The organism is Sphingomonas sp., assembly GCF_017304615.1.
GTDB lineage: Bacteria > Pseudomonadota > Alphaproteobacteria > Sphingomonadales > Sphingomonadaceae > Sphingomonas.
The window spans coordinates 315636-341917 of sequence record NZ_JAFKLZ010000003.1 but is presented as its reverse complement, the minus strand read 5'-3'; the positions used below and the strand labels follow the sequence as shown (position 1 = coordinate 341917).

The following is a 26282-nucleotide window of genomic DNA, read 5'->3' as shown; positions in this document are numbered from 1 at the left end:
ATCAGCTATTGGCGTTATCGAACGGCGCAACGCCGACGGGGCGTCCCTCCGCATCAAGCCGGATCGCCTCGATCCGCGCTTGCGCAGCGTCGAGCCGCGCGCTGCACTGCTGGCGCAACCGCGTGCCCTCCTCATACAGGTCGAGCGCCTCGCCCAGCTTGGCGTCGCCCGTTTCCAGCTTGTGGACGATTTCTTCGAGGCGGCGGAGCGCGTCCTCGAACGACAGGTCGGCGATCGGCGTATCCATGACGCCACGCTATGCGGCAGCGGACCGGCGGGAGCAACCGCCGATCCGCCCGCATGATCACATGATGTGCAACACGCGCGCCAGGAAGATCAGCGCCATCGCGCCAAGCACCGACGCGATGAAGCCCGCGGGGTGGAACGGCTTGCCGCGCGCGCCCGGCGTCATCGCCTGGACCACCATTCCGGCCAGCCACGACCCGGCGATGCCCAACAGGATGCTCCAGAACCAGTTCAGCGGAACCTGGCCCGGATAGAAGAACCGGGCGAGGATACCGACGATCAACCCGACAAAGGCCATCCAGATGAAAGCGAACATGGCGACTCTCCCACAATCAACTCTTGCCGGGAGGATCATGGCACGCCCGTTTCGCTTGCACAATGATTGTCCCGCTGCGAGTTGAACCCGGCGCGCACCGGCGCGTTCCGTCCGCGGTCGAAAAAGCCAGGAGGCGTCATGTTCACCAGCATAAATCCCGCCACCGGCCAGCCCGGGCAGAGCTACGCCGAACTGACCGATGCGCAGGTCGAGGCTCGGTTGGCCAAGGCGCAAGCCACCTTTCTCGACTGGCGCGAAAGCGACCTCACGACCCGCACGACGTTGCTGCGGCACATCGCCGAAGCGTTCGAAGACGATAAGGATCGTCTGGCGCGGATCGCGACCGAAGAGATGGGCAAGACGTTCAAGTCCGCGACGGCCGAGGTCCTGAAATGCGCGTCCGCGTTCCGCTACTACGCCAAGCACGGCGTCAAGCTGCTGGCGCCGACCGAGGTCGAGACGCCGGTCGGCCATGCGACCGCGCGCTGGCTGCCGATGGGGCCAGTGCTGGCGGTGATGCCGTGGAACTTTCCCTATTGGCAAGTGATCCGCTTCGCCGCGCCGACGATCATGGCGGGCAATGTCGGGCTGTTGAAACACGCGTCGTCGGTTCAGGGTTGCGCCGCCGCGATCGAGGCGACCATCTTGAAGGCCGGCGCGCCCGAGGGACTATTCCAGAACCTGCCGATCAAATCGTCGAAGGTGGCGGACCTGGTCGCCGACGACCGCATCGTCGCGGTGACGCTGACCGGCAGCGAAGGTGCTGGTGCGAAGGTCGCGGAGGCCGCGGGCCGCGCGCTGAAGAAGGTCGTGCTGGAACTCGGCGGGTCGGACCCGTTCGTCGTCATGCCGTCCGCCGACATCGATCTCGCCGCCAAGACCGCGGTCACCGCGCGGACCCAGAATACGGGACAGTCGTGCATTTGCGCCAAGCGGATGATCGTCCACGAAGCGGTCTATGACGCGTTCATGGAAAAGTTTTCGGCCGGGATGAAGGCGGTCAGGACCGGCGACCCGATGGACCCGGCGACCGACATGGGGCCGCTATCGTCGGAAGAGCAGCGCGACACCGTGCTCGGCCAGGTCGCCAAATTCCGCGACGCGGGCGCGACATTGCTGTTCGGTGCGGAGAAACTCGATCTGCCCGGTGCCTATCTAACCCCCGGCGTGCTGGTCGACGTCGATCCCGAGGCCGAGGTCGCGAAGGAGGAAATCTTCGGGCCCGTCGCGATGGTGTTCAAGGTTGCCGACATCGACGAAGCGATCGCGCTGGCCAACGACTCGCCGTTTGGGCTCGGCTCGTCGGTCTGGACGACCGACCCGGACGAACAGGAACGCTTCGCCCGCGACATCGCCGCGGGCATGACCGCGATCAACCGCATGCTCGCCTCCACGCCCGAAGCCCCGTTCGGCGGCGTGAAGCGCTCCGGCCACGGACGCGAGTTGGGCCCATGGGGCCTGCACGAATTCATGAACCTGAAATCGGTGATCGGCTGAGGCCTAGCGACCCGAGGCAGGCGCGCCCATCGCTGACCCGAACTCTCGCAGCGCGACGGTCCGTTCGGGCGAATCGTACGCACCGTCGATCACGATCCTGATCAGCCGCCGCGCGGCGTCGGCTTGCTGCTGGCGAAGCAATTCCTCGGCCAGATAGAGGCGCGGTGCGGGCGCGGCGGGGACCAGACGGACCACGCCCGCCATGCCCGCCATCGCCGTGTCGGGCACGCGTTCGCCGGCCAGCGCGTAGCTCTGGAATTGCGCGATCAACGCCAGCGGCGAGTCACCGTCGATCGCCAGCGCACGCTTGATCGCGTCACGGGCCAGCGCAAGCCGGGCCGCTCGATACGGCGCCTCACCGTTCACCGCGCGGTCGGTCAGCGCGACGCCCCGCCACGCCAGCGCCCGGACATTGTCCGGCGACGCGGCCAGCACGCGATCGGCATCGGCGACGCACGCCGCCGGCTGGCCCGCGCGGCACTCCGCCTCGGCCAACAGCAACGTCGCATCCGGATTGAAGGGCAGCTTGCCGATCGTCTCGCGCAGTTGCGCGATCCAGCCGTCGCGCCGCGCCGCGCCATCCGCATCGGTCGCCGCCAGCTGCGTGTCGAGCTGGAGCCGCGCGAGCACCGTCGCCGCGCCGCCCGGCGACAGGATGGAGACGGTCGGTTCGGCGCCGATCGGCTGCGCCGGGGCGGTTCGCGCATACGACTTGTCGCGATCGACATAGTCGAACAAGTCTTGGTTGAGCCGCTTCATGTCGCCGAACACTGCGGCCGCCTCCGCCATCGGCTTGCCGGCGGCGATCGCGGCCATGTACGCCTGATACTGGCGATACCGGTCGGGCTTCAGCGCCGAAAACACGAAATAATGCGTCAGCAGCCACGCTTGGTAGGGGTTCCATCCCGCCTTGCCCGGCACGCCGGTCAGGTAGCGGCCGGACAGCACGTCGGCGACGTCGAGCCGGACGTAGGAGCGCAGCACCTGGCGATAGTTTTCAGGCGGCGCGGCATAATCGACTGCGCCATTCCCGCGCACCGTCAGCGTCGAGAACAAAGCCCCGATCCCATCGAGATACCAGCGCGGATAGACGGCCGGCGCATAGGTCAGCAGGAAATGGCGCGCGTACGCGCCGTACAGCCGTTGCTCCCAGGTGCGGATCGCGGGGGTGTAATAGATCGCCGCGCGGCCGATCGGCGGATCGCATTCCATCGCCCCGTCCGCCAGCGCATCGGTGCAATCGAGATCCTGTGCGCGGCTGGTGTTGAGATCCGCCGTGCGATCGCTGCGCGCCACCGCCAGCACCGCGCCATCGGCGCGCGGATCGTAATAGGCCTGGTCATCGAAGACCTGTAGATACGGTCCCTCGGTCGACCGCAGGTCGGCGAGCCGCATCGCACGCAGATCGGCCGCGGAATCGACCAGCGTCACTTGCAGCTTCACCGTGACGTCGCTTTCGTCCCCACGACGATAGAGGCGCGACATCAGGTGATACAGCCGTTCGATATTCTTGGCGACGCGGGTCAGTTCGGCGTCGCTGCCCTGGCTGAACACGATCACATGATCGGATTCGGCGCGCTTCCAGGTGATCGCCTGCTTCTTCTTGGTGATGTCGCTGGTGACGACGATGTCACTGCCCGGGGTCTTTTGCGCCAGAGCCGGCGTCGCCAGGCAGAACGCCGAAGCTGTCAGGAACCATCGGCCAAGCGGCATACAACACCCCGTGAATCGCGACCCGCCGTCGATAGCAAGAAATCATCTCTGACCGCCACAGCCTTTCGGACGGAACTTACCGGCATCCTGTCGGTTCGCCGCGCCATGACCGACACAACAGCACACAAATACCCCCTGCTCGCCACCCCGCACGTTCGCCTCCACGGCACGGTCGACGATGCGATGTACGACAGCTTCTGCAATCAGCTAGCGGCGTGCCCGAAGGACGGGATGCTGGTGGTAACGATCACCACGCTGGGCGGCGACCCGGAGGTCGCCCGTGCGATGGGCGACGACATCCGGCTGATCCGCGAGTTCCAGGGGCGCGACATCCTGTTTCTCGGCAAGGTCGCGGTCTATTCGGCAGGCGCGACGTTCATGTCGGCGTTTCCCGTCGAGCACCGATTCCTAACCCACGGTACGCGCCTGCTGCTCCACGAGCGCCAGATCACCAAGACGATCAACCTCAACGGCCCGCTCAGGATGGTCGTCGCCTCGTTGCAGGCGGCGCTCAACGAAGTTGAAACGTCGGTGGCGATCGAGGAAGAGGGCTTTCGCGACCTGATCAAGGGCAGCAAGGTGCCGTTCGACGAGCTGCACGAAAAGGCGCCGAGCAATTGGTATATCGAGGCCGAGGAAGCGCGCTCCCTCGGCCTCGTGCTCGACATTATCTGATCAGGCCGCGATGCCGCCGTCGATGGTCAGCGTCGTGCCGGTGATGTAGCTCGCATCGGGTCCCGCCAGGAACGCGACCGCGCCGGCAATCTCCTCGACCGTGCCATAGCGCCCCAGCGGCACGAACGCGGTCATCTGCTTGGCGAATTCGCCGTCGGCTGGGTTCATGTCGGTGTCGATCGGGCCGGGCTGGACGGTGTTGACCAGGATGTTGCGGGCGGCGAGGTCCTTTGCCCAGCCGCGCGCCAGCGACGCCACCGCCGCCTTTGTCGCGCTATAGACCGAGGTCGCCGGGAACGAGATCTCGCCGGACACGCTGCCGATCAGGATGATCCGCCCGCCATCGGCGAGGTGCGGCAAAGCGGCGCGTGTACCGACATGCAGACCCTTCACGTTGACCGCGAACTGGCGGTCGTACGTCTCGTCGGTATCCTGATCGATCGGCGAAAATTCCGCGATCCCGGCATTGTGGACCAGGATGTCGATGCCGCCCAGCGCCGCGGCCGCCTGTTCGATCCCGGCGCGCTGCGACGCCGCGTCGGCGGCATCCGCCTGGAATGCGAAGGCCTTGCCACCCGCACCCTCGATCGCGGCGACGGCGGCGTCGGCCGCCGCCTTGTTGCCGGCATAGGTGATCGCGACGGTCGCGCCGTCCGCGGCGAGCCGCTTGGCGATGGCGGAACCGATCCCGCGCGATCCGCCGGTAACGATGGCCTTCTTGCCCTGAAGTGACATGTGAATTCTCCGAAAAATATTCCGCCCGCGATCACGCCATCGTGCGCTGCCAGCCGGACGCCATCTGGGATGCCGATTTAATAGTTCAATATTCCCGAACTATTAAATTGAAGAACCATTCCTATATCTGACCCATGCCCCGTTTTACCCACCCCCGGCTGGAAGACGTTCCGCTCGACCTCGCGCTTCACGCGCTGGCCGATCCGAACCGGTTGGGGATGGTCGCGCGGCTCGCCGAGGCGGAGGGATTGAGCTGCACCAACGCGGCGCCGTGCGACGCCATTCCCAAGAGCACGCTGTCCAACCACCTCAAGCTGCTGCGCGCCGCCGGGCTGATCGAGACGACGCAGGCGGGCCGCGAAATGATCAGCACGCTGCGCCGCGCCGAGTTCGACAAGCGTTTTCCGGGGCTGCTCGACGCCGTCCTTGCCAATAACCAAGTGTGACGGGGTTGCGCTCGGCTCGCGAAAGGCATAGCCGCACCGCAGCATTCCAACGGGGACGATAGTCGATGGCCGAGTTCCGCCTGCCCAAGAACAGCCGCATTCAGAACAAGGGCAAGGTCCACAAGGCAGCGCCGGGCGCGACCAACATCCGCAAGTTCAAGGTCTATCGCTACGATCCCGACGCGGGCGAAAACCCGCATTACGACATTTTCGAGATCGACCTCGACACGTGCGGCCCGATGGTGCTCGACGCGCTCATCAAGATGAAGTCGGAGCAGGATTCGTCGCTCACCTTCCGCCGTTCGTGCCGTGAGGGGATTTGCGGGTCGTGCTCGATGAACATGGACGGCAAGAACGGCCTCGCCTGCACGACAGCGATTGAGGATTGCAAGTCGGAGGTGACGATCACCCCGTTGCCGCACATGGAAGTGATCAAGGACCTGGTCCCCGATTTCACGCATTTCTACGCGCAATATTCGTCGATCAAGCCGTGGCTGCAGACCGTCACCCCGGCGCCTGCGGGCAAGGAGCGGCTGCAATCGCCAGCCGACCGCGAGAAGCTCGACGGCCTTTACGAATGCATCCTGTGCGCCTGCTGCTCGACCTCGTGCCCGAGCTATTGGTGGAACAGCGACAAGTTCCTGGGGCCGGCGATCCTGCTCCAGGCATATCGCTGGCTCGCCGACAGCCGCGACGAGATGACCGGCGAGCGGCTCGACCAGCTCGAAGATCCGTTCCGCCTCTATCGCTGCCACACCATCATGAACTGCGCCAACGCCTGCCCCAAGGGCCTCAACCCGGCGCGGGCGATCGCCGAGATCAAGAAGATGGAAGCCGAGCGGGTTGTCTGAGACGCCGCCAGTATCGCCGTTTTTCAGCTATGACGACGACCCCGATGCACCGGGGTGGAAGACATGGGCGTTCCGCGACAACACGCGGTTCAACGCGTTCCTCGAGCCGCTCCAGGTCCGGCTCGAAGGCGACATCGCCCGCGTGCGGATGATGCCGCGGCACGAGCATTCGAACATGCGCGACAATGTCCATGGCGGCGCCCTGCTTGGCTTCATGGACGTCGCCCTGTTCGCCGCGAGCCGTGCGTTCGGCGTATTGTCGGCGGGCGGCGCAGTGACGCTCGATTTGTCGGCGCAGTTTATCGGCGGCGGGATCATCGGCGAGCCGCTGGAGGCGCGGATCGAATTGCTGCGCGAGACCAGCCGGATGATCTTCCTGCGCGGGCTGATCGTTCAGGAAAACACCCCGACCATCGCCAGCTTCACCGGCACGCTGCGCAAATCGAGCCCGCCGCCCGGCCTCGCGTGACGAGCGTCCTTCCCCGCTATCACGCCCTCGTCGCGGCGGGCGAGCTCCGCGCCGACCCCGATCAGGAGGCCGCCGCCAGACGCCTCGACCGGCTTCAGCACGAACTCGAAGCCGTCCCGAAGCGTGGCTCGATCCTGTGGCGCGCGCTCGGCAAGCGGCCCGACAGTCCGCGCGGCGTCTATCTTTGGGGCGATGTCGGGCGCGGCAAGTCGATGCTGATGGACCTGTTCTTCGGGTGCCTGAACATCGGCCGGAAGCGCCGCGTCCACTTCAGCGAGTTCATGCTCGAAGTGCATCAGCGCATCGCGGAGGAACGCAAGAGGGAAGCCGGCGACCCGATCGCGCCGATCGCCGCCGCAATCGCCGACGAAGCGCGCTGCCTGGCGTTCGACGAGATGATGGTGACCAACTCGCCCGACGCGATGATCCTCTCACGGCTGTTCACTGCGCTAATCGAGGCGGGCGTGACGGTGGTGACGACGAGCAACCGTCCCCCGCAGGACCTCTACAAGAACGGCCTCAACCGCGAGCATTTCCTGCCGTTCATCGACTTGATCGAAAGCCGGCTCGACGTGCTGCCGCTCAACGGCCCGGTCGATTACCGCCGCGACCGGCTCGGCCAGCAGGAGACGTGGCTGGTCCCCAACGGCCCGGAAGCGACCGCGCAGCTTTCCGCCGCCTTCTTTCGCCTGACCGACTATCCGCCGGAGGACGCCGCGCACGTTCCGGCCGAGGATATTCCGGTGCAGGGCGGCCGCACGCTCCACGTCCCCAAATCTCTCAAGGGCGTCGCGGTGTTCAGCTTCAGGAAACTGTGCGGCGAAGCGCGCGGGAGCGCCGACTATCTCGCGGTCGCGCGGCGCTATCACACCGTCATCATTGTCGGCATCCCCAGGCTCGGCCCTGAAAATCGCAACGAGGCCGCGCGCTTCGTCGCGCTGATCGACGCGCTCTACGAACACAAGGTCAAGCTGCTTGCCGCGGCCGACGCGGAGCCTTCACACCTCTACGAAAAGGGCGACGGCCGCTTCGAATTCGAACGCACCGTCAGCCGCCTGGAAGAGATGCGATCCGACGAATATCTGGCACAAGGACACGGCCAGGCCTAAAGTCGAAGGATGACCGACGAAACGCGCGCCGTGCTGAGCAAGGTCCCGGCGGTCGCGCTCGGCTTCTGGATCGTCAAGATACTGGCCACCACGCTCGGCGAGACCGGCGGCGACGCCGTGAGCATGTCGTGGCTGGGCGAGACGACGCCGGAAGCGGGCGCGAGCGGAATCAACGGTTATCTGGTCGGCACCGCGATCTTCGGCGTGCTGTTGGTCGGGCTGGTCTGGGCCCAGATCGCCGCGAAGCGCTTCAACCCCTGGCTCTATTGGGCCACGATCATCGCTTCGACCACCGCGGGCACGACGCTGGCCGACTTCGCGACGCGCTCGCTCGGCATCGGTTACACCGGCGGGTCGGCGCTGCTGCTCGGTCTCGTGCTGGCGAGTCTCGGGGCCTGGAAGGCGGCGCTCGGCAGCGTCGACGTCAACGACGTGACGACACCGCGCGCCGAGGCCTTCTACTGGCTGACCATCACTTTCTCGCAGACGCTCGGCACCGCGCTCGGCGACTGGGCGGCGGACACCGGCGGGCTCGGTTATCTGGGGGGCGCGACGATGTTCGCGATCGCGCTGGCGGTGCTCGCGCTCCTTTATTTCACGACCCGCGCCAGCCGGGTGGTGCTGTTCTGGGCGGCCTTCATCCTGACACGCCCGCTGGGCGCGACGGTCGGCGATTTTCTCGACAAGCCGCTTGCGAAAGGCGGCCTCGATCTCAGCCGCCCGATCGCCTCGGCGGCACTGGTCGCGGCGATCCTGATCCTCATTCTGGTCGTGCCGCAACGCGCCGGCGGGCATCCGAAAAAGACCGGGTCATGACATTATTGCTTTTGCGAATTAGTCGCGTTACGAGATGTTAATTCTCGCCCTTTAGCGGTTGCCAGCGAGTAGCGAAGCGCCTAAGCGCCGTCGCGTCTCGCGCGCGCTTGTTCTTGTTTTCGACGGCCCGCGCTCACGCGCTCGAAGCTGAAGGAGAGCTCATGGCCCGCAAGAAGATCGCGCTGATCGGCGCCGGCAATATCGGCGGCACGCTCGCCCATCTCGCCGCGCAGAAGGAACTCGGCGACATCGTGCTGTTCGACGTCGTGGAGGGCGTGCCGCAGGGCAAGGCGCTCGATTTGTCGCAGTGCGGCCCGATCGAGGGCTTCGACGCGAAGATCACGGGCTCGAACGATTACAAGGACATCGCCGGGGCCGACGTGATCATCGTCACCGCCGGTGTCGCGCGCAAGCCCGGCATGAGCCGCGACGACCTGCTCGGCATCAACCTGAAGGTGATGAAGGCGGTCGGAGAGGGCATCAAGAACAACGCGCCCAACGCGTTCGTCATCTGCATCACCAACCCGCTCGACGCGATGGTGTGGGCGCTGCGCGAATTCTCCGGCCTGCCGCACAACATGGTGGTCGGCATGGCCGGCGTGCTCGATTCGGGCCGTTTCAGCCACTTCATCGCAGAGGAATTCGGCGTGTCGGCGCGCGACGTCACGACCTTCGTGCTCGGCGGCCATGGCGACACGATGGTGCCGGTGGTGCAATATTCGACGGTCGCGGGCATCCCCGTCCCCGACCTGATCAAGATGGGCAAGTCGACGCAGGAGCGCATCGACGCGATCGTGAAGCGCACCCGCGGCGGCGGCGGCGAGATCGTCGCGCTGCTCGGCACCGGCTCGGCCTATTACGCGCCCGCGACCAGCGGCATCGCGATGGCCGAAGCATATCTCGGCGACCAGAAGCGCGTCCTGCCCTGCGCCGCCTATGTCGAGGGCCAGTACGGCGTCGACGGCCTCTATGTCGGCGTGCCGGTCCGGATCGGCGCGGGCGGCGTCGAGGAAATCATCGAGATCGCGCTGGACGACGAAGCCAAGACCAACCTCGGCGTGTCCGTCGATGCGGTCAAGGAACTGCTGGTGGCGTGCAAGGGCATCGACTCAAGTCTCGCGTAATGCTGCTCGCCGCCGCCTTGCTTGCTTCCCAGGCTGTCGGGGGGAACCTCGCAGCGTTCGATAGCTATTGCGCAAAGCTTGACGGCATCGATCTAATGGCAGGTCGGCTGAAGGACGCGGGTCTGACGAGTTTCGCACCAGAGCGAGAAACTGAGTTGTCACGTCTCGTTACGGCTGTCGTTGGGCCTGATCCGAAATTCAATGTCGATGTCCGCACATTTCGCGGTGAAGCCGCTCCGGATACCGTTGTGCTGATCGCTCAAATGAAGGCGCCGGATGGGACTGGATCGATTGAATGCAAAGTGTTGGATGAGAAGGCGCCACAACCCAGTCTCGATGAGCTAGTTGCGTGGGCTAGTCGCTCACCCGCCAAGAAGTTTGTTCAAAAAGACGGGGTCATGCTCTGGGCGTTTCAGCCCGGCCAAAGCGCAGACCAGCGATTTGTCGCTATCACCTACACACCGGTCACCTCTCGGCCCCAATTTCCCGGGGTTGGATTGTCGATCAGCACCGTAAAATTCCTGCCTTAACTCGCACAAGGGATCGAAATGAGCATCCTCGTCGACAAGAACACCAAGGTCATCACGCAAGGGATGACCGGCAATACCGGCAGCTTCCACACTCAGGCGGCGCTCGATTACGGGACGCAGATGGTCGCGGGCGTGACCCCGGGGAAAGGCGGCACGACGCATCTCGGCCTGCCGAACTACGACACCGTCGCCGAAGCCGTCGCCGCGACCGGCGCGACCGCCAGCGTGATCTACGTCCCGCCCCCCTTCGCGGCGGATTCGATCCTGGAGGCGATCGACGCCGAAGTGCCGCTGATCGTCGCGATCACCGAGGGCATTCCGGTGCTCGACATGGTCAAGGTCAAGCGCGCACTGTCGGGCTCGAAATCGCGCCTCATCGGCCCGAACTGCCCCGGCGTGCTGACCCCTGGCGAGTGCAAGATCGGCATCATGCCGGGCAGCATCTTTTCCAAGGGGTCGGTCGGCGTTGTTTCGCGCTCCGGCACGCTGACCTATGAAGCGGTGTTCCAGACCACCAACGCCGGGCTCGGCCAGACCACCGCGGTCGGGATCGGCGGCGATCCGGTCAACGGCACCAACTTCATCGACGTGCTCGAACTGTTCCTGGCGGACGACGCGACCAAGTCGATCATCATGATCGGCGAAATCGGCGGCAGCGCCGAGGAAGAGGCCGCGCAGTTCCTGAAGGACGAGGCGAAGCGCGGCCGCAAGAAGCCGATGGCAGGCTTCATCGCCGGCCGCACCGCACCGCCGGGCCGCCGCATGGGCCATGCCGGCGCGATCGTGTCGGGCGGCCAGGGCGGCGCCGAGGACAAGATCGCGGCGATGGAAAGCGCCGGGATCAAGGTGTCGTCGAGCCCGTCGCTGCTCGGCGAAACGCTGGTCGAAGTTCTCAAGGGGTAACACGCGCCCGCCCAGCCGGGGCGGGACAACGCATCTCTTCTCCCCAGGGATGCCCGAGGAAAAAGCCGATGGGCTACGAAGGTCAGGATTTCAGCGAGATCGCCGGCGGCGTCAGCCCGGCGTTTGTCGAGACGCTCTACAAGCGGTTCCGCGAATCGCCCGACAGCGTCGAGCCGTCGTGGCGCGGCTGGTTCGAGGGGCTGGAGGCCGGTCCTTCGGGGGCGAGCTGGGCGAACCCCGCCTGGCCGCCGTCGTCGACCGACGACCTGACCGCCGCGCTCGACCCGACGCAGATGGAACCGGCGCCCAGGCCCGCCAAGGGCGGCGCCCCCGCCGCTGCCGCGCCCAAGCCCGCCGCCGCGCCGTCGCAGGACGCGATCGTCGCCGCCGCCGCGGACTCGATCCGCGCGATGATGCTGATCCGCACCTATCGTGTGCGCGGGCATCTGGCGGCACACCTCGATCCGCTCGGCCTCGCGCGCCAGGACCTGCCGGCCGACCTCACCACCGAATATCACGGCTTTTCCGACGCCGACATCGACCGCCCGGTCTATCTCGGCGGGCAACTCGGCATGCAATGGGCGACGATCCGCGAGCTGGTCGATACCCTGCGCGCCAATTATTGCGGCAATGTCGGCCTGGAATACATGCACATCGCCGATGTCGAGGAACGCCGCTTCCTGCAGGAACGCATGGAGGGCAAGGACAAGGCGATCGCCTTCACCCCCGACGGCAAGAAGGCGATCCTCAACAAGGTGATCGAGGCCGAGCAGTGGGAACGCTTCCTCGGCAAGAAATATGTCGGCACCAAGCGCTTCGGCCTGGACGGCGGCGAAGCGATGATCCCCGCGCTCGAAAGCGTGATCAAATATGGCGGCCAGATGGGCGTCAACGAGATCGTGTTCGGCATGGCGCATCGCGGGCGGTTGAACGTGCTCGCCAACGTGATGGCGAAGCCGCTGCGCGTCATCTTCCACGAATTCGGCGGCGGATCGGCAAACCCCGAGGATGTCGGCGGATCGGGCGACGTGAAGTATCACCTCGGCACCTCGACCGACCGCGAATTCGGCGGGCACAAGGTCCACATGTCGCTGGTCGCCAACCCCAGCCACCTCGAAGCCGCCGACCCGGTGGTGCTTGGCAAGGTTCGCGCGATTCAGACGATGGCGCAGGATTTGGTGAATCATACCGGCTCGCTCCCCGTGCTGATCCATGGCGACGCCGCGTTTGCGGGCCAGGGGATCGTGTGGGAGTGCCTCGGCTTTTCGGGCATCCGCGGCTACAATACCGGCGGCTGCATCCATTTCGTCATCAACAACCAGATCGGCTTCACGACCAGCCCGCAATTCGCGCGCTCGTCGCCCTATCCGTCCGATGTGGCGAAGGGCGTCCAGGCGCCGATCTTCCACGTCAACGGCGACGATCCCGAAGCGGTGACCTTCGCGTGCAAGATGGCGATCGAATTCCGCCAGACCTTCCATCGCGACATCGTGATCGACATGTGGTGCTATCGCCGCTTCGGCCATAACGAAGGCGACGAGCCGAGCTTCACCCAGCCGCTGATGTACAAGGCGATCAAGGGCCATCCCGGCGTCAGCGAAGTCTACGGCAAGCGACTGGTCGCGGAGGGCGTGGTCGATCAGGCGTGGATCGACAAGACTACGCACGAATTCGAAACCCTGCTCGAAGGCGAGTTCGAGGCGGGCGCATCGTACAAGGCGAACAAGGCCGACTGGTTCGCGGGCCGCTGGTCGGGGCTGCACGCCCCCGCCGACGCCGAAACCGCGCGCCGCAACGTCGAGACCGGCATCGAAAAGAAGCTGTTCGACAGCCTCGGCCGCACGCTGACGACGGTCCCGGACGATCTGACCGTCCACAAGGCCCTGACTCGCGTCATCGACGCCAAGCGCAACATGTTCGCGACGGGCGAGAATTTCGACTGGGCGACCGGCGAGGCGCTGGCCTTCGGGTCGCTGCTGTCGGAAGGCTATGGCGTGCGCCTGTCCGGCCAGGATTCGGGCCGCGGTACGTTCAGCCAGCGTCATGCGGTCTGGGTCGACCAGAATGACGAGCACAAATACGTGCCGCTGTGGAATGTCGAACATGGCGAGTTCGAGGTACTCGACTCGCCGCTTAGCGAATATGGCGTGCTCGGCTTCGAATATGGCTATGCGCTCGCCGACCCCAAGACGCTGGTGATCTGGGAAGCGCAGTTCGGCGATTTCGCCAACGGCGCCCAGATCATGATCGACCAGTTCATCGCGGCGGGCGAGGCCAAGTGGCTGCGCGCCAACGGCCTGGTGATGATGCTGCCCCACGGCTACGAAGGCCAGGGGCCGGAGCATTCGTCGGCGCGGCCCGAACGCTTCCTGCAACTGTGCGCGGGCGACAATATCCAGGTCGCGAACTGCACGACGCCGGCCAACATCTTCCACCTGTTGCGCCGCCAGATGCATCGCACGTTCCGCAAGCCTCTGGTGATCTTCACGCCCAAGTCGCTGCTGCGTCACAAGCGCGCCGTGTCGAAGGCGGCGGACTTCCTGGGCGAGAGCCATTTCATGCGGATCCTGAGTGATCCCGATGCGGCGGCGGACGAGCAGACCAAGCGGCTGGTGCTGTGCACCGGAAAGGTCGCCTACGACCTGTTCGACGCGCGCGACGCGGCGGGCGACACTACGACGCAGATCGTCCGCATCGAACAACTCTACCCCTTCCCGACCGAGGCGCTGGCCACCCGCATCGCGCGGATGACCAACCTCGAACACGTGGTCTGGGCGCAGGAAGAACCGAAGAATAACGGCGCGTGGTTCTTCGTCGAGCCGATGATCGAGGAAGCGCTGGCGCAGGCCAAGGCGAAGGTCGCGCGTGCGCGCTATGCCGGTCGCGCCGCGGCGGCGTCCCCCGCCACCGGCCTCGCCAAGCGCCACCAGATGGAACAGGCCGCGCTCGTCGCCGACGCGCTCGGTCACAATGTCCGCGAAGAAATCCGCCGGACGCGGAAGAACTAAGGGAAGACCATGGCAACCGAAGTTACCGTCCCCGTTCTGGGTGAATCGATCGTCGAAGCGACCGTCGGCGAATGGCTCAAGCAGCCGGGCGACCCGGTCAAGCAGGACGAGCCGATCGTCTCCCTCGAAACCGACAAGGTCGCGGTCGAGGTGCCCTCGCCCGTCGCGGGCGTGATGGGCGCGCATGCGGTGCAGGTCGGCGACAATGTCGCGGTCGGCGCGCTGCTCGCCACGGTCGAGGCCGGTGGCGGCGCGGCCGCCCCCTCGCCCGCTCCGGCACCTGCACCCGCCGCGGCCCCTGCCCCAACGCCGGCCCCCGCCGAAGCCGCGCCGGCCGCGCTGTCGCCCAGCGTTCGCCGCGCGGTGCTCGAAACCGGCGTCGATCCCGCGACCGTCACCGGCACCGGCAAGGACGGCCGCCTGACCAAGGACGACGTGCTCGCCGCCGCCGCCAGCCCGGCGCCTGCCCCTGCCGCCACCGCGCCGGTCCCGACTCCCTCGGTCGCTGCGTCGACCGGCCGCAAGGAAGAGCGCGTCCGCATGACGCGCCTGCGCCAGACCGTCGCCAAGCGGCTCAAGGACGCGCAGAACACCGCGGCGATGCTGACGACGTTCAACGACGTGGACATGTCGGCGGTCATCGAGGCACGGACCAAGTACAAGGACCTGTTCGAAAAGAAGCATGGCGTCCGGCTCGGCTTCATGGGCTTCTTCGTGAAGGCCGCGTGCATGGCGCTGAAGGACGTACCGAGCGTCAACGCGCAGATCGACGGCGAGGAAATCGTCTATCACGATTATGCCGACATTTCGGTCGCCGTCTCCGCGCCGCAGGGCCTGGTCGTGCCGGTGATCCGCGACGCCGACCAGCTTTCGGTTGCGGGCATCGAAAAGACGATCGGCGATTTCGGCAAGCGCGCCAAGGACGGCACGCTCAAGATGGAAGAAATGAAGGGCGGCACCTTCACCATCTCCAACGGCGGCGTGTTCGGTTCGCTGATGTCGACCCCGATCATCAACCCGCCGCAGTCGGCGGTGCTGGGCCTCCACCGTATCGAGGACCGCCCGGTGGTCCGCGACGGCCAGGTCGTCGTGCGCCCGATGATGTACCTCGCGCTCAGCTACGACCACCGCCTGATCGACGGCCGCGAGGCGGTGACGTTCCTCGTCGCGCTGAAAAATGCTATCGAGGACCCGACGCGGATTTTGATCGACCTGTAATCCGATGCTGCGGCCGGACATCCAGGCGCGTGAGAATCGCAAGACGCTCGATCTTCTCGGCTTCGCGCTCCGGCGGGCGGGGGTCGACCAGCGCGCGTGGCAGATCGCGGCGTCGTTCGACGCACTAGCGGCCTGTGACGATTGTGTCTGCCTGTACGCCGCCGACGGGGTATGGGTGGTCGCCTATACCGAACGCGGTCAGTGGCGCGAGACAGGCCGCTTTCAGAATACGTCCGACGCGAGCAAATTTTTCTATGCTCAATTTCTTCCCGGCCCCTCCCCATATGACGTGCGGAACGAGTGGGAAACGGCGACCGGGCAACAGTTTTCGATGATGGATTGAACGGCCCAATGGCCGCGGAGCAGAAACATGGCTGACTATGATTTCGACGTCCTGGTGATCGGTGCCGGCCCCGGCGGGTATGTCGCGGCGATCCGTGCGGCGCAGCTGGGGCTGAAGACCGCGTGCGCGGAAAGCCGTGAAACGCTGGGCGGCACCTGCCTCAACGTCGGGTGCATTCCGTCCAAGGCGATGCTCCACGCGTCGGAATATTTCGACCACGCCGCCAACGGCACTTTCGCCAAGATGGGCATCAAGGTCACGCCTGAGCTCGACCTCGACACGATGCACGGCCAACGCAAGGACGCGGTCAAGCAGCTGACCGGCGGGATCGAATTCCTGTTCAAGAAGAACAAGGTCGAGTGGCTGAAGGGCCATGCCGCCTTCACGGGCAAGGACAGCGTCAAGGTCGGCGACCGCACCGTCCGCGCGAAGAACATCGTCATCGCGACCGGCTCCAGCGTCACCCCGCTGCCCGGTGTCACGATCGACGAGAAGACCATCGTTTCCTCGACCGGCGCGCTCGAACTGCCCAAGGTGCCGGGCCACATGGTCGTGATCGGCGGCGGCGTGATCGGGCTGGAGCTCGGCAGCGTGTGGCGGCGGCTCGGCGCGAAGGTCACCGTGGTCGAATTCCTCGACCAGATCCTGCCCGGCTTCGACGGCGAGGTCCGCAAGGAATCGAACAAGATCATGAAGAAGCAGGGTCTGGAGTTCAAACTCTCGACCAAGGTGACGGGCGTGACCGTCAGCGGCGGCAAGGCGACGCTGACCGTCGAGCCGTCGGCCGGCGGCGCGGCGGAAACGATCGAGGCCGACACCGTCCTCGTCTCGATCGGCCGCAAGCCCAACACCGACGGCCTCGCGCTCGACAAGGCGGGGCTTGCGACCAACCAGCGCGGCCAGATCGAGATCGACCACGATTTCCGCACCGCCGTCCCCGGCATCTGGGCGATCGGCGACGTCGTCCCCGGCCCGATGCTGGCGCACAAGGCCGAGGATGAGGGCATCGCGGTGGCCGAGAACATCGCCGGCCAGCACGGCATCGTGAACCACGACGTGATCCCCTCGGTCGTCTACACATGGCCGGAAATCGCCGGCGTCGGCCTGACCGAGGAAGCGGCCAAGGAGCGCGGCGACGTGAAGGTCGGCAAGTTCCCGATGCTCGCCAACAGCCGCGCCAAGACCAACCACGAACCCGACGGTTTCGTGAAGGTGATCGCCGACGCGAAGACCGACCGCGTGCTCGGCGTGTGGATCATCGCCAGCGTCGCGGGCACGATGATCGCCCAGGCAGCCCAAGCGATGGAGTTCGGCGCGACCAGCGAGGACATCGCCTATACCTGCCACGCCCACCCGACGCACTCGGAGGCGATCAAGGAAGCGGCGATGGCGGTGACGGGCAAACCCATTCACATTTAGCCGAGCCGGCGAAGCGATTAGCGTATGCTAATCGCAAGCGAACCAGGCTCGGCCGGCCGACGCGGCTTTGCCGCGGCGGGGGCCTGTTGATCTCTCGATCGACAGCTTGCGACCCAATTGCTGACGTCGCCGTATTGTGTTTAGTTGCTCGAGGGCGTCGTCGCGGCTGCAGGGGGATGAAGGATATGAAGACTTTTGGATCGGCGAGCATACCAGTGGTCGGTTTCCTGATGCTGGCGGTGGCAGGATACAGTTCTCAGGCCAAGGTCCCAGCCATGCCGTCGTCGGATGTGGTCACCGCTGAGGTCAAGCGGGCCATTCACACGCAGGTCGAAGCCTATGTTTCGCGAGACCAAACGAAGGCAGCCAGCATCTTGGCGCCTGACGTCAAGACATTTTTCCACGGCGAACCTAACGTCGTCGGCATAGCGGCAGCTAAAGCCGCGATTCAGGCACAGTTTGCGCTTCCGGACGTCAAACTAGAAGTTTCGGAGGAGACCGTGGATGTTGCCGCATCTGGCGATCTGGCGATCTATCATGCAACGTATCGGTTCAGCTTCACCAACCCCGCGACCAAGAAGCCGTTTATTGAGGTCGGCAATTGGGTCGCAATATTCAAGCGTCAGCCGGATGGTGTGATGCGGCTAACCACGGATATCGTTGCAGACACGCCCCCGCCAGCAAGCTCCGCGTCTTAGCGCGGCTATCTACGGCTATGCTGCCGATGCCCGCAATCCACCCAAAAAGCAGCCCCCTTCAACACCTTCCACCGCGCGCGGCCGTCCTCCGGCCACACGCCATCGCTTGACGGGTAAAACGCCTCGAACGCCTTCGCGCCCTCAGGCAGCTTTGCCGGTGCTAGACGCCCATCATCCGCTCTGCGGCCGCATGCCACCACGGCTTGTCCCAGGCAAAGGCGACCAGCGCCGCCACCGGTAAGTAAATCGCCAGCCACACCGTGTAAGCTTCGTGCACGCGTCGGTTGCGGACGAGGTCCCACACGAACATCGGCGACACCGCTAACAGGATGTAGAGGTCCGTCGCCCAAGGCGATGCCGGCATGCTCGAAGGCAGCCACTCCATCCGATCGATCGCCGCACCAAGCGGCACGGCGGTCGCCAAGAACATCATCCTCTTGTGCACCCCCGGCGCGGTCGCCCGCGCATTCAACGCGATGCCGATGAACACGGCAAACAACACGCCGGCGCTGATCTGCAACAATAAGATATTCTCGAGTATCGGCACGATCGGCGCCAGCGCCATTCTAACTGCTGGCGGCCCGAAATGCGCCCCACCCCACGCCTGGTGAAACATCGTAGGAGCCAAGATAAGCCCGGCAACGACGAGCGCCGGCACCAGGATGAACGCGGCGATGCCGACTTGCTTATGAAGAGCGCACCGCCCCGTCGCGACCATCAATGTCTGGGCCAGCAACAGCAGCAGAAATGATCCCATCAGGACCGCATGGACGTGAAGGATTGTCGGGAATGGCGGTCGCATGCCGGCCTTAACAATCGCCACCTTCATCATCGAATCCGGCACGAAGCCAACGAGAACGATAAGGATGAACCAAACGGCCATCCCCACAAAAATCCAGCGATCGATCGGTTGCGCTCGCTCCGTTCCGGACAGATTGTCCAACTTATGCAGGCGCGCGAAGCCACTTTCGGCAACTGAAGCCATTTGAATTCCCCCTTCTCAGCCGGCGCCCCCGCGTCGACCAACCAAATACACAATATCATGCAGCGCGTTTGCGCGGGAGTCCCCACGCCAAAAGGCCAACGCCGTCGTTCGAACGGCAGGTGCGAGTTCCGTGGAAATGCATGGGGATGATCGCGGTGCGCAGCGCCCGCTTCCGCGAGCGATCCGCTAGATTATTGCGAAGCGGTGGGCCTGCTGACGACCCAATAGCGAACGTCGCCTGCTGAAGCTAAGACGCAGCATGGACGATATTCATGATTTGAAGGCTCTGTTGGCGTCGCTCGTGGCGTTTCGTGACAATGTGGGCTTCCAGTTGATGGAAGAGGTCCCGCTCCCGACGGACCTATCAGAACCGCTATGGCCAGCGCTCAAAGCAGTATGCAGCACCATTGAGCTACTAGCGGTCGGCTACGGCGTCACCGAAAGCTGGACGTGCTGACGATCTACGCACCCGAACGTCAATGCGGTGATGATTGACTTCAACGGCCAATAGCGGACCGTGCGCTTTGCCACTTTTGCACTCCCCGCTATGGTCAAGGTATGAAAACGCCTTGGCTTCGGCTTCTTCGGGTAGGCGACAGGCTAGATGATAGCCTTGATCGTGCTGGTGTGGGGTCGATCGCATCGAACAAGCTGGTCGGCCTACTCTATTGCGCCGTCATCTTCGTGGCGGTTGCTCTCGCCGCAGGCGCGCTTCATTTGATCGCGCCGAGCTCTTTTGCGGATCGTTACGTCCAAGCTCACTTCGACACAATCTTGTATGTCACGGGAGGTGGGTTCGCTGTTTACATACTGGCGAGAGGCTTTTGGGATGCTTTTTGGGATGCCGGGAATAGGTAATCCCTGAGCGCAGGATTGATCCCGGACAAGCGGCAGCTTCCCACCCAAACACCGACATCAGTTCCCCTTCAATACCTTCCACCGCACGCGGCCGTCCTCCGGCCACACGGCTGCGCTTGACGCGTAAAACGCGTCGAACGCCTTCGCGCCCTCGGGCAGCGCGACCCAGGGCAGTTTCGATCGCGCGAAGATATGGACGTCGGGCGGCATCGCGCCCGGATCGTCGAGCGTGCCGACGCGGATGAACGAGGTCGCGCGGCCCGACCCGGCATAGTGGCTCCACAATGCGACGCGGCACTCGGGGCAGCGCGCGATCTCCTGCCCCTTGCCACTCGCCGACGGCGTCATGACGTAGGCGGGCTCGCCCTTCAGCACCGCGACACGATCGCTTTCGATCACCGCGTTGACGGCGAACGCGCTGCCCGTCTCGGTCTGGCAGTCGGTACAATGGCAGCAGTGCACCACCATGGGCGCGGTGGCCAAGGCATAGCGCAGCGCGCCGCACGTGCAGCCGCCCTCACTCACCTTTCTTCGGATCCGGCACGGCTTCGATCGTGCCCGGCTCTGGCGCCGCTGCGGGCGGCGGTGGCGGTGGCGGAGGCGGCGGCGGAGGCGGAGGAGGTGGTGGTGGTGGTGGAGCTGCCACCGGCGCGGGCGCAGGCGCAGGCGCGACATATACCGGCGCGGGCGGGGGCGGCGGAGCTGCCAGCGGCTCCGGCGGCGCGGACGGCGTTTCGGCCGGACGGCTGGGTCCGCGCGACGGACGATCACCGTCGCCACCATAGCTCGGCCGCGGCGTGCCCTCGCGCCAGCCCGGCGCTGGCGCTGGCGCTGGCGGTGGAGGCGGTGCGGCGACGCTCGGCGACTCCTCGGGCGGGTTCACGTCGCGCGGCCGATCCAGCCCACCCCCGGCACGCTTGCCGTTCCAGTCGCCGCCCGGCCGTCGGCGCGGCTCCGGCGATGTCGGCGGTGGAGGTGATGCAGGCGGCGCGACATAAACCGGCGGCGGCAGCGGAGCGGTCGACGGCGGAGGCGAAGGCGGCGGCGAAACCGTCGGCCCGTCATTGCCGCGCCAGTTGCCGCGCGAAGGACCGCCACGCCCTGGTGCAGGCGTCGGCGCTGTGGGTTGCGGCGGCGTGGCGGCGGGCGGCGGCGCGCCGCGACCGGGCCAGCGTCCAGCGCCACCCGGCCGACCATCGCCACGCGGCGGCTGTGGCGGCGCGCCGGGAACCGCGCCCGGCGGTAGCGGTGCCGCAGGACGTCCCCCGTTCCAGCCGCCGGGGCGGTTGCCCGGCGATCCCGACCAACCGCCCGGACTGCGCCCGGGCGACACGTTCCATCCGCCCCGGTTCTGTGGCGGCGCGCCGCGATAGCCGTCGCGCCGCCACTGGTCGAACCGGTCGGCGCGATCACGGCGGACATTGCCCTCGTCGCCCAGCCGCGTGCGCCAGTCGCGGCGATGGCGCGATCCGGTCCCGGTGCGATAGCGCGACCAGCCCGGCGCGCTTCGCCAGTCGCCGAAGCGCAATTCCACATCGATGAACCAGCCTTGCCCGATCGCCCAGTCGCTCGCGGTGACGGACGCGCGCCGCACGCTCGCCTCCCGCATCGCTCGACCCCGCTCGGCGAGGCCCCTGGCATAATCCTCGATCGCAAGACCCGCGATGCGGGCTCCGGCGGTCCAGGGGACCAGCCGAGCGTCATTGTCATAGACCGCCGCCAGCGCGCGGCCGGCGAAACCGTAGGAATACGCATCGTCGCCGACGAAGAACGGATACAAGTCGCCCGGCCCGAACGCGTAGAAGCGATAGCGGTCGCCGACCGGCTCGGCGAGCACCATGTCGCCGCCGCTCAATTCCCACGCCCAGCAATCCATGCCGTCGAAGCGGAATGCGTAATCGGGCGGCGATGCACCGACCGTGTCGAGTAGCGAGTCCGCATCGTCGATGAAGCGATAGCGCGACACGTCGCTATACCCGCCGGTCGGCGGCGGGGTCGGTAGCGTGTCGAAGCCGAGGTTGCCGTCATATTCGGGTGGCGCGGGCGGCGCCGGGGGCGCGGCGGGCACCGGCGTCGGGACATAGACGATCACCGTCTTGACCGCGGGCTTCTTCGCCGCGGCTTTCTTCGCCGGCTTCTTGGCGGGCTTCTTGACCGCCTTCTTCGCCACCGCCTTCTTGGCGGCGGGCGGCGCGGCCGATGCCGTCGTCGCGCTCATTCCCGCCAGCGCCAGCAACGCCGCAATCGCGCTCGATCCCGCCAAACCCCGCTTGTGCTCGCTCATCCTCGTCCCCCAGACCGGGTTGATCCCGACGCGGTCGTTCCACATCCGAGATGAACCCTTCGTGTCGCGCGCGTTCAGCCGCCGTTGCCGGGACTCAACCGGCCTCTGACGGGCCGCCCCACGCGACATCGTGGCGGATCACGAAGCCAAGTCAATCGAGAGCGTCGGTTGCGACGGCCACTTTTCGCCGCCGCGGGAGAGGCTTGTCGGGCGGGAACTCGCTCGACGCCGCAGTCGACAATGGTCGATCGCCGGGATCATCGTATTGAAATGACAGTAATTGGAACCGATCCGACGTTGAATAGTATTTATCATCGTGAATGCGAAAGGAATGCGCACAGATATTAACAAAATATTACCGCCATTCTTTGACTATCTTAACAGAGGGGAAGGTAATGACTTTCATCGCGCATCACGGATTCAAGGCCCGTGACCCACGGGTGAAGGTGTTTCTACCGTCGCGAATGCGCGTCAATTCAGCCTGGGCGGACGCCTGTATTCATAACGTGTCGGCGCGCGGAATGCTCGTCACGTCCGATGCCGCACCCGAACCTGGCGATTATATCGAGATCCGGCGCGGCCGGAACGTGATCATCGGTCGTGCGGTCTGGCGAAAGAACCAGTTCTTCGGCGTCCGCACCCAGGACCGGATCGATCTTGGCGCACTGCAAACAGCGCCGGCGCAAGCGGGCGGCAGCCCGGCAACCGGGATCGAACGCCGCAGCGAAGACCGGTTCAGGCAGGACGCCGTCGTGGCTCGCACGATGGAGCGCAACCGCGCGCTTTCGCGCCTCTTCCAGTTCGGCTTCCTGGCGCTTGCGGTCGGCGTCGCAGCGGTGATGGTCGCGAGCACCGTTTATGACGTGCTGTCGACGCCCGCCGATCGCATTGCGGACGCGATGAACAGTGCTCTGTAGGCGCCACCAGGCAACGCCCGCCGCGCGTTGAATCGAGCTGCACCCATCCCCATTTCGATGCTTCGCCGCGGCTATTGTCAGCGGAACATCAATGGAACATAACCAACCTTATGCTGACTCATATAAGCGTGAAGGGTGCGCGCGAGCACAACCTGAAGGACGTCTCGATCGACATCCCGCGCGACACGCTGACGGTGATCACCGGGCTGTCGGGATCGGGCAAGTCGAGCCTGGCGTTCGATACGATCTATGCCGAGGGGCAGCGCCGCTATGTCGAGAGCTTGAGCGCCTATGCGCGCCAGTTCCTCGAGCTGATGCAGAAGCCCGACGTCGATCATATCGACGGTCTGTCGCCCGCCATCTCGATCGAGCAGAAGACGACGTCGCGCAACCCGCGCTCGACCGTCGCGACGGTCACCGAAATCTACGACTACATGCGGCTCCTGTGGGCGCGTGTCGGCATCCCCTATTCGCCCGCGACCGGCCTGCCGATCGAGGCGCAGCAGGTCAGCCAGATGGTCGACCGCGTGATGGCGCTGCCCGAGGGCACGCGGCTCTACCTGCTCGCCCCGGTCGTGCGCGGGCGCAAGGGTGAGTATCGCAAGGAACTCGCCGAGTGGCAGAAGGCCGGTTTCACCCGCGTCCGCATCGACGGCGAATTGTACGAGATCGACGAGGCCCCCGCGCTCGACAAGAAGTACAAGCATGACATCGAGGTGGTGGTCGACCGGTTGGTGGTCGGGCCGGACCTCGCGACGCGCCTCGCCGACAGTTTCGAGACCGCGCTGAAGCTGGCCGAGGGGCTGGCGTACGTCGATCTGGTCGATACGACCGTAGAAGCCGCCACATCCGCCGTTCGCCCTGAGCCTGTCGAAGGGCGTGATCCGGGCGATCCGCTCGCAACACGTGCTTCGACAAGCTCAGCACGAACGGAAGGGGGAAATCTCAAAGGCGCGGGCGTCCCCGCCAACCGCATCGTCTTCTCCGAAAAGTTCGCCTGCCCCGTCTCCGGGTTCACCATCGCCGAAATCGAGCCGCGTCTCTTCTCGTTCAACGCCCCGCAGGGCGCGTGCCCGGCGTGCGACGGCCTGGGCGAAAAGATGATCTTCGACGAGGACCTCGTCGTCCCCAACCACGACCTCACGATCAAGAAGGGCGCGATCGTCCCTTGGGCGAAATCCAACCCGCCCAGCCCTTACTACATGCAGGTGCTGGGCTCACTCGCGCGCGAATTCGGCTTCAGCCTCGACACCAAGTGGGAAGACCTGTCCGGCGAGGTGAAGCTCATCATCCTCCACGGCACCGGCGGCAAGCCCGTTACTTTGACCTTCGTCGACGGCCGCAAGTCGTACGACGTCCGCAAGCCGTTCGAGGGCGTGATCGGCAACCTCAACCGCCGCCTGCTTCAGACCGAGAGCGCATGGATGCGCGAGGAACTGTCGAAGTATCAGTCGTCGCAACCCTGCGAAGTCTGCCACGGCGCGCGCCTCAAGCCCGAAGCGCTCGCGGTCAAGGTCGCGATGCGCGACATCTCCTACGCGACGCATCTGTCGGTCGTGGACGCGCTCGCCTGGTTCACCGACCTGCCCGCGCACCTCAACGCCCAGCAGAACGAGATCGCCGGGCGCATCCTCAAGGAAATCCTCGAACGGCTCGGCTTCCTCAACAATGTCGGCCTCGATTACCTCAACCTCGACCGCACCAGCGGCACGCTATCCGGCGGCGAGAGCCAGCGCATCCGCCTCGCCTCCCAGATCGGCAGCGGCCTGTCGGGCGTGCTCTATGTCCTCGACGAGCCGTCGATCGGCCTGCACCAGCGCGACAACGACATGCTGCTCGCGACGCTGCGCCGTCTCCGCGATCTCGGCAACACCGTGCTGGTGGTCGAGCATGACGAGGACGCGATCCGCACCGCCGATTACGTCATCGACATGGGCCCCGGCGCGGGCGTCCATGGCGGCGCGATCGTCGCGCACGGCACGCTCGACCAGGTGCTCGCGAGCAAGCAGAGCATCACTGCCGACTATCTCAACGGCACGCGCGAAGTCCCCGTCCCCCTCGTCCGCCGCAGCGGCACCGGCAAGAAGCTCACCGTCACCGGCGCCACCGCCAACAACCTGCGCGACGTTACCGCCAGCATCCCGCTCGGCACCTTCACCTGCATCACCGGCGTCAGCGGATCGGGCAAGTCGAGCCTCACGATCGACACGCTCTACGCCGCCGCCGCGCGCCAGCTGAACGGCGCGCGCATCCTGGCCGGCAAGTATGAGAAGATCGCGGGGCTGCAATATCTCGACAAGGTCATCGACATCGACCAGTCGCCGATCGGCCGCACCCCGCGCTCGAACCCCGCCACCTACACCGGCGCCTTCACCCAGATCCGCGACTGGTTCGCGGGCCTGCCGGAGGCGCAGGCGCGCGGCTACAAGCCCGGGCGGTTCTCGTTCAACGTCAAGGGCGGCCGGTGCGAGGCGTGCCAGGGCGACGGCGTGCTCAAGATCGAGATGCACTTCCTCCCCGACGTCTACGTCACGTGCGACGTGTGCCACGGCGCGCGCTACAACCGCGAGACGCTGGAGGTGAAGTTCAAGGGCCATTCGATCGCCGACGTGCTCGACATGACGGTCGAGGACGCCGCCGAGTTCTTCAAGGCCGTCCCCGGCATCCGCGACAAGATGGCGATGCTGGTCGAGGTCGGGCTGGGCTACGTCAAGGTCGGGCAACAGGCGACGACGCTGTCCGGCGGCGAGGCGCAGCGCGTGAAGCTGGCCAAGGAACTGAGCCGCCGCGCGACCGGCCAGACGCTCTACATCCTCGACGAGCCCACCACCGGCCTGCATTTCGAGGACGTCCGCAAACTGCTCGAAGTGCTCCACGCGTTGGTCGAACAGGGCAATACGGTGGTGGTGATCGAGCATAACCTCGACGTCATCAAGACCGCCGACTGGGTGATCGACCTGGGGCCGGAGGGCGGCGTCAAGGGCGGCGAGATCGTCGCCGTCGGCACGCCCGAGGACGTCGCGAAGGAACCGCGGAGCTTTACCGGGCGGTATCTGGCGCCGTTGTTGGGGGCCAAGGGCGAGAAGGCTCAAGGGAAGCGGGAGGTTGAGCGGGTGGAGTAG

General features: G+C 65.7%; 25 protein-coding genes. 18 read left to right on the top strand and 7 right to left on the bottom strand.

The window, feature by feature from the left end; all coding sequences use genetic code 11:
- Position 1: 1 nt before the first annotated feature.
- Together J0J06_RS14340 and J0J06_RS14335 are read right to left on the bottom strand one after the other, a co-directional pair.
- The gene (locus tag J0J06_RS14340; protein ID WP_294043181.1) at positions 2–247 is read right to left on the bottom strand and encodes an exodeoxyribonuclease VII small subunit; all 246 of its coding nucleotides are present in this window, start codon (positions 245–247) and stop codon (positions 2–4) included.
- A 57-nt stretch (positions 248–304) separates the two neighbouring features.
- On the bottom strand, positions 305–562 hold the full coding sequence (locus J0J06_RS14335) for a GlsB/YeaQ/YmgE family stress response membrane protein (protein ID WP_294043179.1): 258 nt from the start codon (positions 560–562) through the stop codon (positions 305–307).
- Between the two features lie 138 nt (positions 563–700).
- Here J0J06_RS14335 and J0J06_RS14330 point away from each other — a divergent pair, with 138 nt between their 5' ends.
- Positions 701–2059, top strand: coding sequence for an NAD-dependent succinate-semialdehyde dehydrogenase (locus tag J0J06_RS14330; protein ID WP_294043177.1), 1359 nt, complete (start codon positions 701–703; stop codon positions 2057–2059).
- Between the two features lie 3 nt (positions 2060–2062).
- Here the strand turns inward: J0J06_RS14330 and J0J06_RS14325 are convergent, their stop codons facing one another.
- Entirely contained in the window at positions 2063–3772 is a 1710-nt protein-coding gene (locus J0J06_RS14325) for a hypothetical protein (protein ID WP_294043176.1), read from the bottom strand.
- A 105-nt stretch (positions 3773–3877) separates the two neighbouring features.
- Here J0J06_RS14325 and J0J06_RS14320 point away from each other — a divergent pair, with 105 nt between their 5' ends.
- A complete protein-coding gene (locus J0J06_RS14320) occupies positions 3878–4447 on the top strand; it encodes an ATP-dependent Clp protease proteolytic subunit (protein ID WP_294043175.1) in 570 nt (189 codons plus the stop codon).
- Here J0J06_RS14320 and J0J06_RS14315 read toward each other — a convergent pair whose 3' ends face one another.
- Entirely contained in the window at positions 4448–5182 is a 735-nt protein-coding gene (locus tag J0J06_RS14315) for an SDR family oxidoreductase (RefSeq protein ID WP_294043174.1), read from the bottom strand.
- Positions 5183–5316: 134 nt separating this feature from the next.
- Between J0J06_RS14315 and J0J06_RS14310 the strand changes: the two genes are divergently transcribed.
- The 13 genes from J0J06_RS14310 (at position 5317) to J0J06_RS14250 (ending at position 18116) form a co-directional block, all read left to right on the top strand.
- Positions 5317–5628, top strand: coding sequence for a helix-turn-helix domain-containing protein (locus tag J0J06_RS14310; protein ID WP_294043173.1), 312 nt, complete (start codon positions 5317–5319; stop codon positions 5626–5628).
- A 65-nt stretch (positions 5629–5693) separates the two neighbouring features.
- On the top strand, positions 5694–6479 hold the full coding sequence (locus tag J0J06_RS14305) for a succinate dehydrogenase iron-sulfur subunit (RefSeq protein WP_294043172.1): 786 nt from the start codon (positions 5694–5696) through the stop codon (positions 6477–6479).
- Positions 6472–6948 carry a PaaI family thioesterase gene (locus J0J06_RS14300; protein WP_294043171.1) on the top strand — a complete coding sequence of 159 codons (477 nt, stop codon included), beginning with the start codon at positions 6472–6474 and terminating at the stop codon, positions 6946–6948. The genes J0J06_RS14305 and J0J06_RS14300 overlap by 8 nt, the downstream gene beginning before the upstream one ends.
- The gene (gene zapE / locus J0J06_RS14295) at positions 6945–8057 is read left to right on the top strand and encodes a cell division protein ZapE (RefSeq protein WP_294043170.1); all 1113 of its coding nucleotides are present in this window, start codon (positions 6945–6947) and stop codon (positions 8055–8057) included. Before J0J06_RS14300 ends, zapE begins: the two co-directional genes overlap by 4 nt.
- Positions 8058–8066: 9 nt before the next feature.
- Positions 8067–8873, top strand: coding sequence for a hypothetical protein (locus J0J06_RS14290; protein WP_294043168.1), 807 nt, complete (start codon positions 8067–8069; stop codon positions 8871–8873).
- Positions 8874–9034: 161 nt separating this feature from the next.
- Positions 9035–9997 (top strand): malate dehydrogenase, encoded by a 963-nt coding sequence (mdh, locus tag J0J06_RS14285; protein ID WP_294043166.1) that lies wholly within the window; start codon positions 9035–9037, stop codon positions 9995–9997.
- The gene (locus tag J0J06_RS14280; RefSeq protein WP_294043164.1) at positions 9997–10527 is read left to right on the top strand and encodes a hypothetical protein; all 531 of its coding nucleotides are present in this window, start codon (positions 9997–9999) and stop codon (positions 10525–10527) included. The genes mdh and J0J06_RS14280 overlap by 1 nt, the downstream gene beginning before the upstream one ends.
- Positions 10528–10545: 18 nt before the next feature.
- On the top strand, positions 10546–11430 hold the full coding sequence (gene sucD, locus J0J06_RS14275) for a succinate--CoA ligase subunit alpha (RefSeq protein WP_294043162.1): 885 nt from the start codon (positions 10546–10548) through the stop codon (positions 11428–11430).
- A gap of 68 nt (positions 11431–11498) precedes the next feature.
- Complete coding sequence (locus J0J06_RS14270; RefSeq protein WP_294043160.1) at positions 11499–14438, top strand: 2-oxoglutarate dehydrogenase E1 component; 2940 nt, start codon at positions 11499–11501, stop codon at positions 14436–14438.
- A 9-nt stretch (positions 14439–14447) separates the two neighbouring features.
- Positions 14448–15656: a 2-oxoglutarate dehydrogenase complex dihydrolipoyllysine-residue succinyltransferase gene (gene odhB, locus J0J06_RS14265; protein WP_294043158.1), complete on the top strand. Its 1209-nt coding sequence runs from the start codon at positions 14448–14450 to the stop codon at positions 15654–15656.
- A gap of 4 nt (positions 15657–15660) precedes the next feature.
- Entirely contained in the window at positions 15661–15999 is a 339-nt protein-coding gene (locus tag J0J06_RS14260; protein ID WP_294043156.1) for a hypothetical protein, read from the top strand.
- Positions 16000–16026: 27 nt separating this feature from the next.
- On the top strand, positions 16027–17418 hold the full coding sequence (lpdA, locus tag J0J06_RS14255) for a dihydrolipoyl dehydrogenase (protein ID WP_294043154.1): 1392 nt from the start codon (positions 16027–16029) through the stop codon (positions 17416–17418).
- Positions 17419–17603: 185 nt separating this feature from the next.
- Positions 17604–18116, top strand: coding sequence for a nuclear transport factor 2 family protein (locus J0J06_RS14250; protein WP_294043153.1), 513 nt, complete (start codon positions 17604–17606; stop codon positions 18114–18116).
- Positions 18117–18276: 160 nt separating this feature from the next.
- Here the strand turns inward: J0J06_RS14250 and J0J06_RS14245 are convergent, their stop codons facing one another.
- Positions 18277–19101 (bottom strand): hypothetical protein, encoded by an 825-nt coding sequence (locus J0J06_RS14245; protein WP_294043151.1) that lies wholly within the window; start codon positions 19099–19101, stop codon positions 18277–18279.
- Between the two features lie 259 nt (positions 19102–19360).
- On the opposite strand from J0J06_RS14245, the gene J0J06_RS14240 reads away from it, so the two are divergent.
- On the top strand, positions 19361–19558 hold the full coding sequence (locus tag J0J06_RS14240) for a hypothetical protein (RefSeq protein WP_294043149.1): 198 nt from the start codon (positions 19361–19363) through the stop codon (positions 19556–19558).
- A gap of 458 nt (positions 19559–20016) precedes the next feature.
- Here the strand turns inward: J0J06_RS14240 and J0J06_RS14235 are convergent, their stop codons facing one another.
- Together J0J06_RS14235 and J0J06_RS14230 are read right to left on the bottom strand one after the other, a co-directional pair.
- Positions 20017–20484 carry a GFA family protein gene (locus J0J06_RS14235; protein WP_294043147.1) on the bottom strand — a complete coding sequence of 156 codons (468 nt, stop codon included), beginning with the start codon at positions 20482–20484 and terminating at the stop codon, positions 20017–20019.
- The gene (locus tag J0J06_RS14230) at positions 20477–22288 is read right to left on the bottom strand and encodes a hypothetical protein (protein WP_294043145.1); all 1812 of its coding nucleotides are present in this window, start codon (positions 22286–22288) and stop codon (positions 20477–20479) included. The genes J0J06_RS14235 and J0J06_RS14230 overlap by 8 nt, the downstream gene beginning before the upstream one ends.
- Positions 22289–22707: 419 nt before the next feature.
- On the opposite strand from J0J06_RS14230, the gene J0J06_RS14225 reads away from it, so the two are divergent.
- Entirely contained in the window at positions 22708–23160 is a 453-nt protein-coding gene (locus J0J06_RS14225) for a PilZ domain-containing protein (RefSeq protein ID WP_294043143.1), read from the top strand.
- A gap of 110 nt (positions 23161–23270) precedes the next feature.
- Positions 23271–26282, top strand: coding sequence for an excinuclease ABC subunit UvrA (uvrA, locus tag J0J06_RS14220; protein WP_294043141.1), 3012 nt, complete (start codon positions 23271–23273; stop codon positions 26280–26282).

What these genes read in the sequence shown, in the direction of transcription:
- J0J06_RS14250 (WP_294043153.1), top strand. Translation starts at nt 17,604, where the DNA reads ATGAAGACTTTTGGATCGGCGAGCATACCAGTGGTCGGTTTCCTGATG.
- odhB (WP_294043158.1), top strand. Translation starts at nt 14,448, where the DNA reads ATGGCAACCGAAGTTACCGTCCCCGTTCTGGGTGAATCGATCGTCGAA.
- J0J06_RS14320 (WP_294043175.1), top strand. Translation starts at nt 3,878, where the DNA reads ATGACCGACACAACAGCACACAAATACCCCCTGCTCGCCACCCCGCAC.
- J0J06_RS14230 (WP_294043145.1), bottom strand. Translation starts at nt 22,288, where the DNA reads ATGTGGAACGACCGCGTCGGGATCAACCCGGTCTGGGGGACGAGGATG.
- J0J06_RS14225 (WP_294043143.1), top strand. Translation starts at nt 22,708, where the DNA reads ATGCGCGTCAATTCAGCCTGGGCGGACGCCTGTATTCATAACGTGTCG.
- J0J06_RS14245 (WP_294043151.1), bottom strand. Translation starts at nt 19,101, where the DNA reads ATGGCTTCAGTTGCCGAAAGTGGCTTCGCGCGCCTGCATAAGTTGGAC.
- J0J06_RS14340 (WP_294043181.1), bottom strand. Translation starts at nt 247, where the DNA reads ATGGATACGCCGATCGCCGACCTGTCGTTCGAGGACGCGCTCCGCCGC.
- J0J06_RS14335 (WP_294043179.1), bottom strand. Translation starts at nt 562, where the DNA reads ATGTTCGCTTTCATCTGGATGGCCTTTGTCGGGTTGATCGTCGGTATC.
- uvrA (WP_294043141.1), top strand. Translation starts at nt 23,271, where the DNA reads ATGCTGACTCATATAAGCGTGAAGGGTGCGCGCGAGCACAACCTGAAG.
- sucD (WP_294043162.1), top strand. Translation starts at nt 10,546, where the DNA reads ATGAGCATCCTCGTCGACAAGAACACCAAGGTCATCACGCAAGGGATG.
- J0J06_RS14280 (WP_294043164.1), top strand. Translation starts at nt 9,997, where the DNA reads ATGCTGCTCGCCGCCGCCTTGCTTGCTTCCCAGGCTGTCGGGGGGAAC.
- J0J06_RS14325 (WP_294043176.1), bottom strand. Translation starts at nt 3,772, where the DNA reads ATGCCGCTTGGCCGATGGTTCCTGACAGCTTCGGCGTTCTGCCTGGCG.
- J0J06_RS14315 (WP_294043174.1), bottom strand. Translation starts at nt 5,182, where the DNA reads ATGTCACTTCAGGGCAAGAAGGCCATCGTTACCGGCGGATCGCGCGGG.
- J0J06_RS14305 (WP_294043172.1), top strand. Translation starts at nt 5,694, where the DNA reads ATGGCCGAGTTCCGCCTGCCCAAGAACAGCCGCATTCAGAACAAGGGC.
- J0J06_RS14260 (WP_294043156.1), top strand. Translation starts at nt 15,661, where the DNA reads ATGCTGCGGCCGGACATCCAGGCGCGTGAGAATCGCAAGACGCTCGAT.
- mdh (WP_294043166.1), top strand. Translation starts at nt 9,035, where the DNA reads ATGGCCCGCAAGAAGATCGCGCTGATCGGCGCCGGCAATATCGGCGGC.
- J0J06_RS14270 (WP_294043160.1), top strand. Translation starts at nt 11,499, where the DNA reads ATGGGCTACGAAGGTCAGGATTTCAGCGAGATCGCCGGCGGCGTCAGC.
- J0J06_RS14290 (WP_294043168.1), top strand. Translation starts at nt 8,067, where the DNA reads ATGACCGACGAAACGCGCGCCGTGCTGAGCAAGGTCCCGGCGGTCGCG.
- J0J06_RS14310 (WP_294043173.1), top strand. Translation starts at nt 5,317, where the DNA reads ATGCCCCGTTTTACCCACCCCCGGCTGGAAGACGTTCCGCTCGACCTC.
- lpdA (WP_294043154.1), top strand. Translation starts at nt 16,027, where the DNA reads ATGGCTGACTATGATTTCGACGTCCTGGTGATCGGTGCCGGCCCCGGC.
- J0J06_RS14330 (WP_294043177.1), top strand. Translation starts at nt 701, where the DNA reads ATGTTCACCAGCATAAATCCCGCCACCGGCCAGCCCGGGCAGAGCTAC.
- J0J06_RS14240 (WP_294043149.1), top strand. Translation starts at nt 19,361, where the DNA reads ATGGACGATATTCATGATTTGAAGGCTCTGTTGGCGTCGCTCGTGGCG.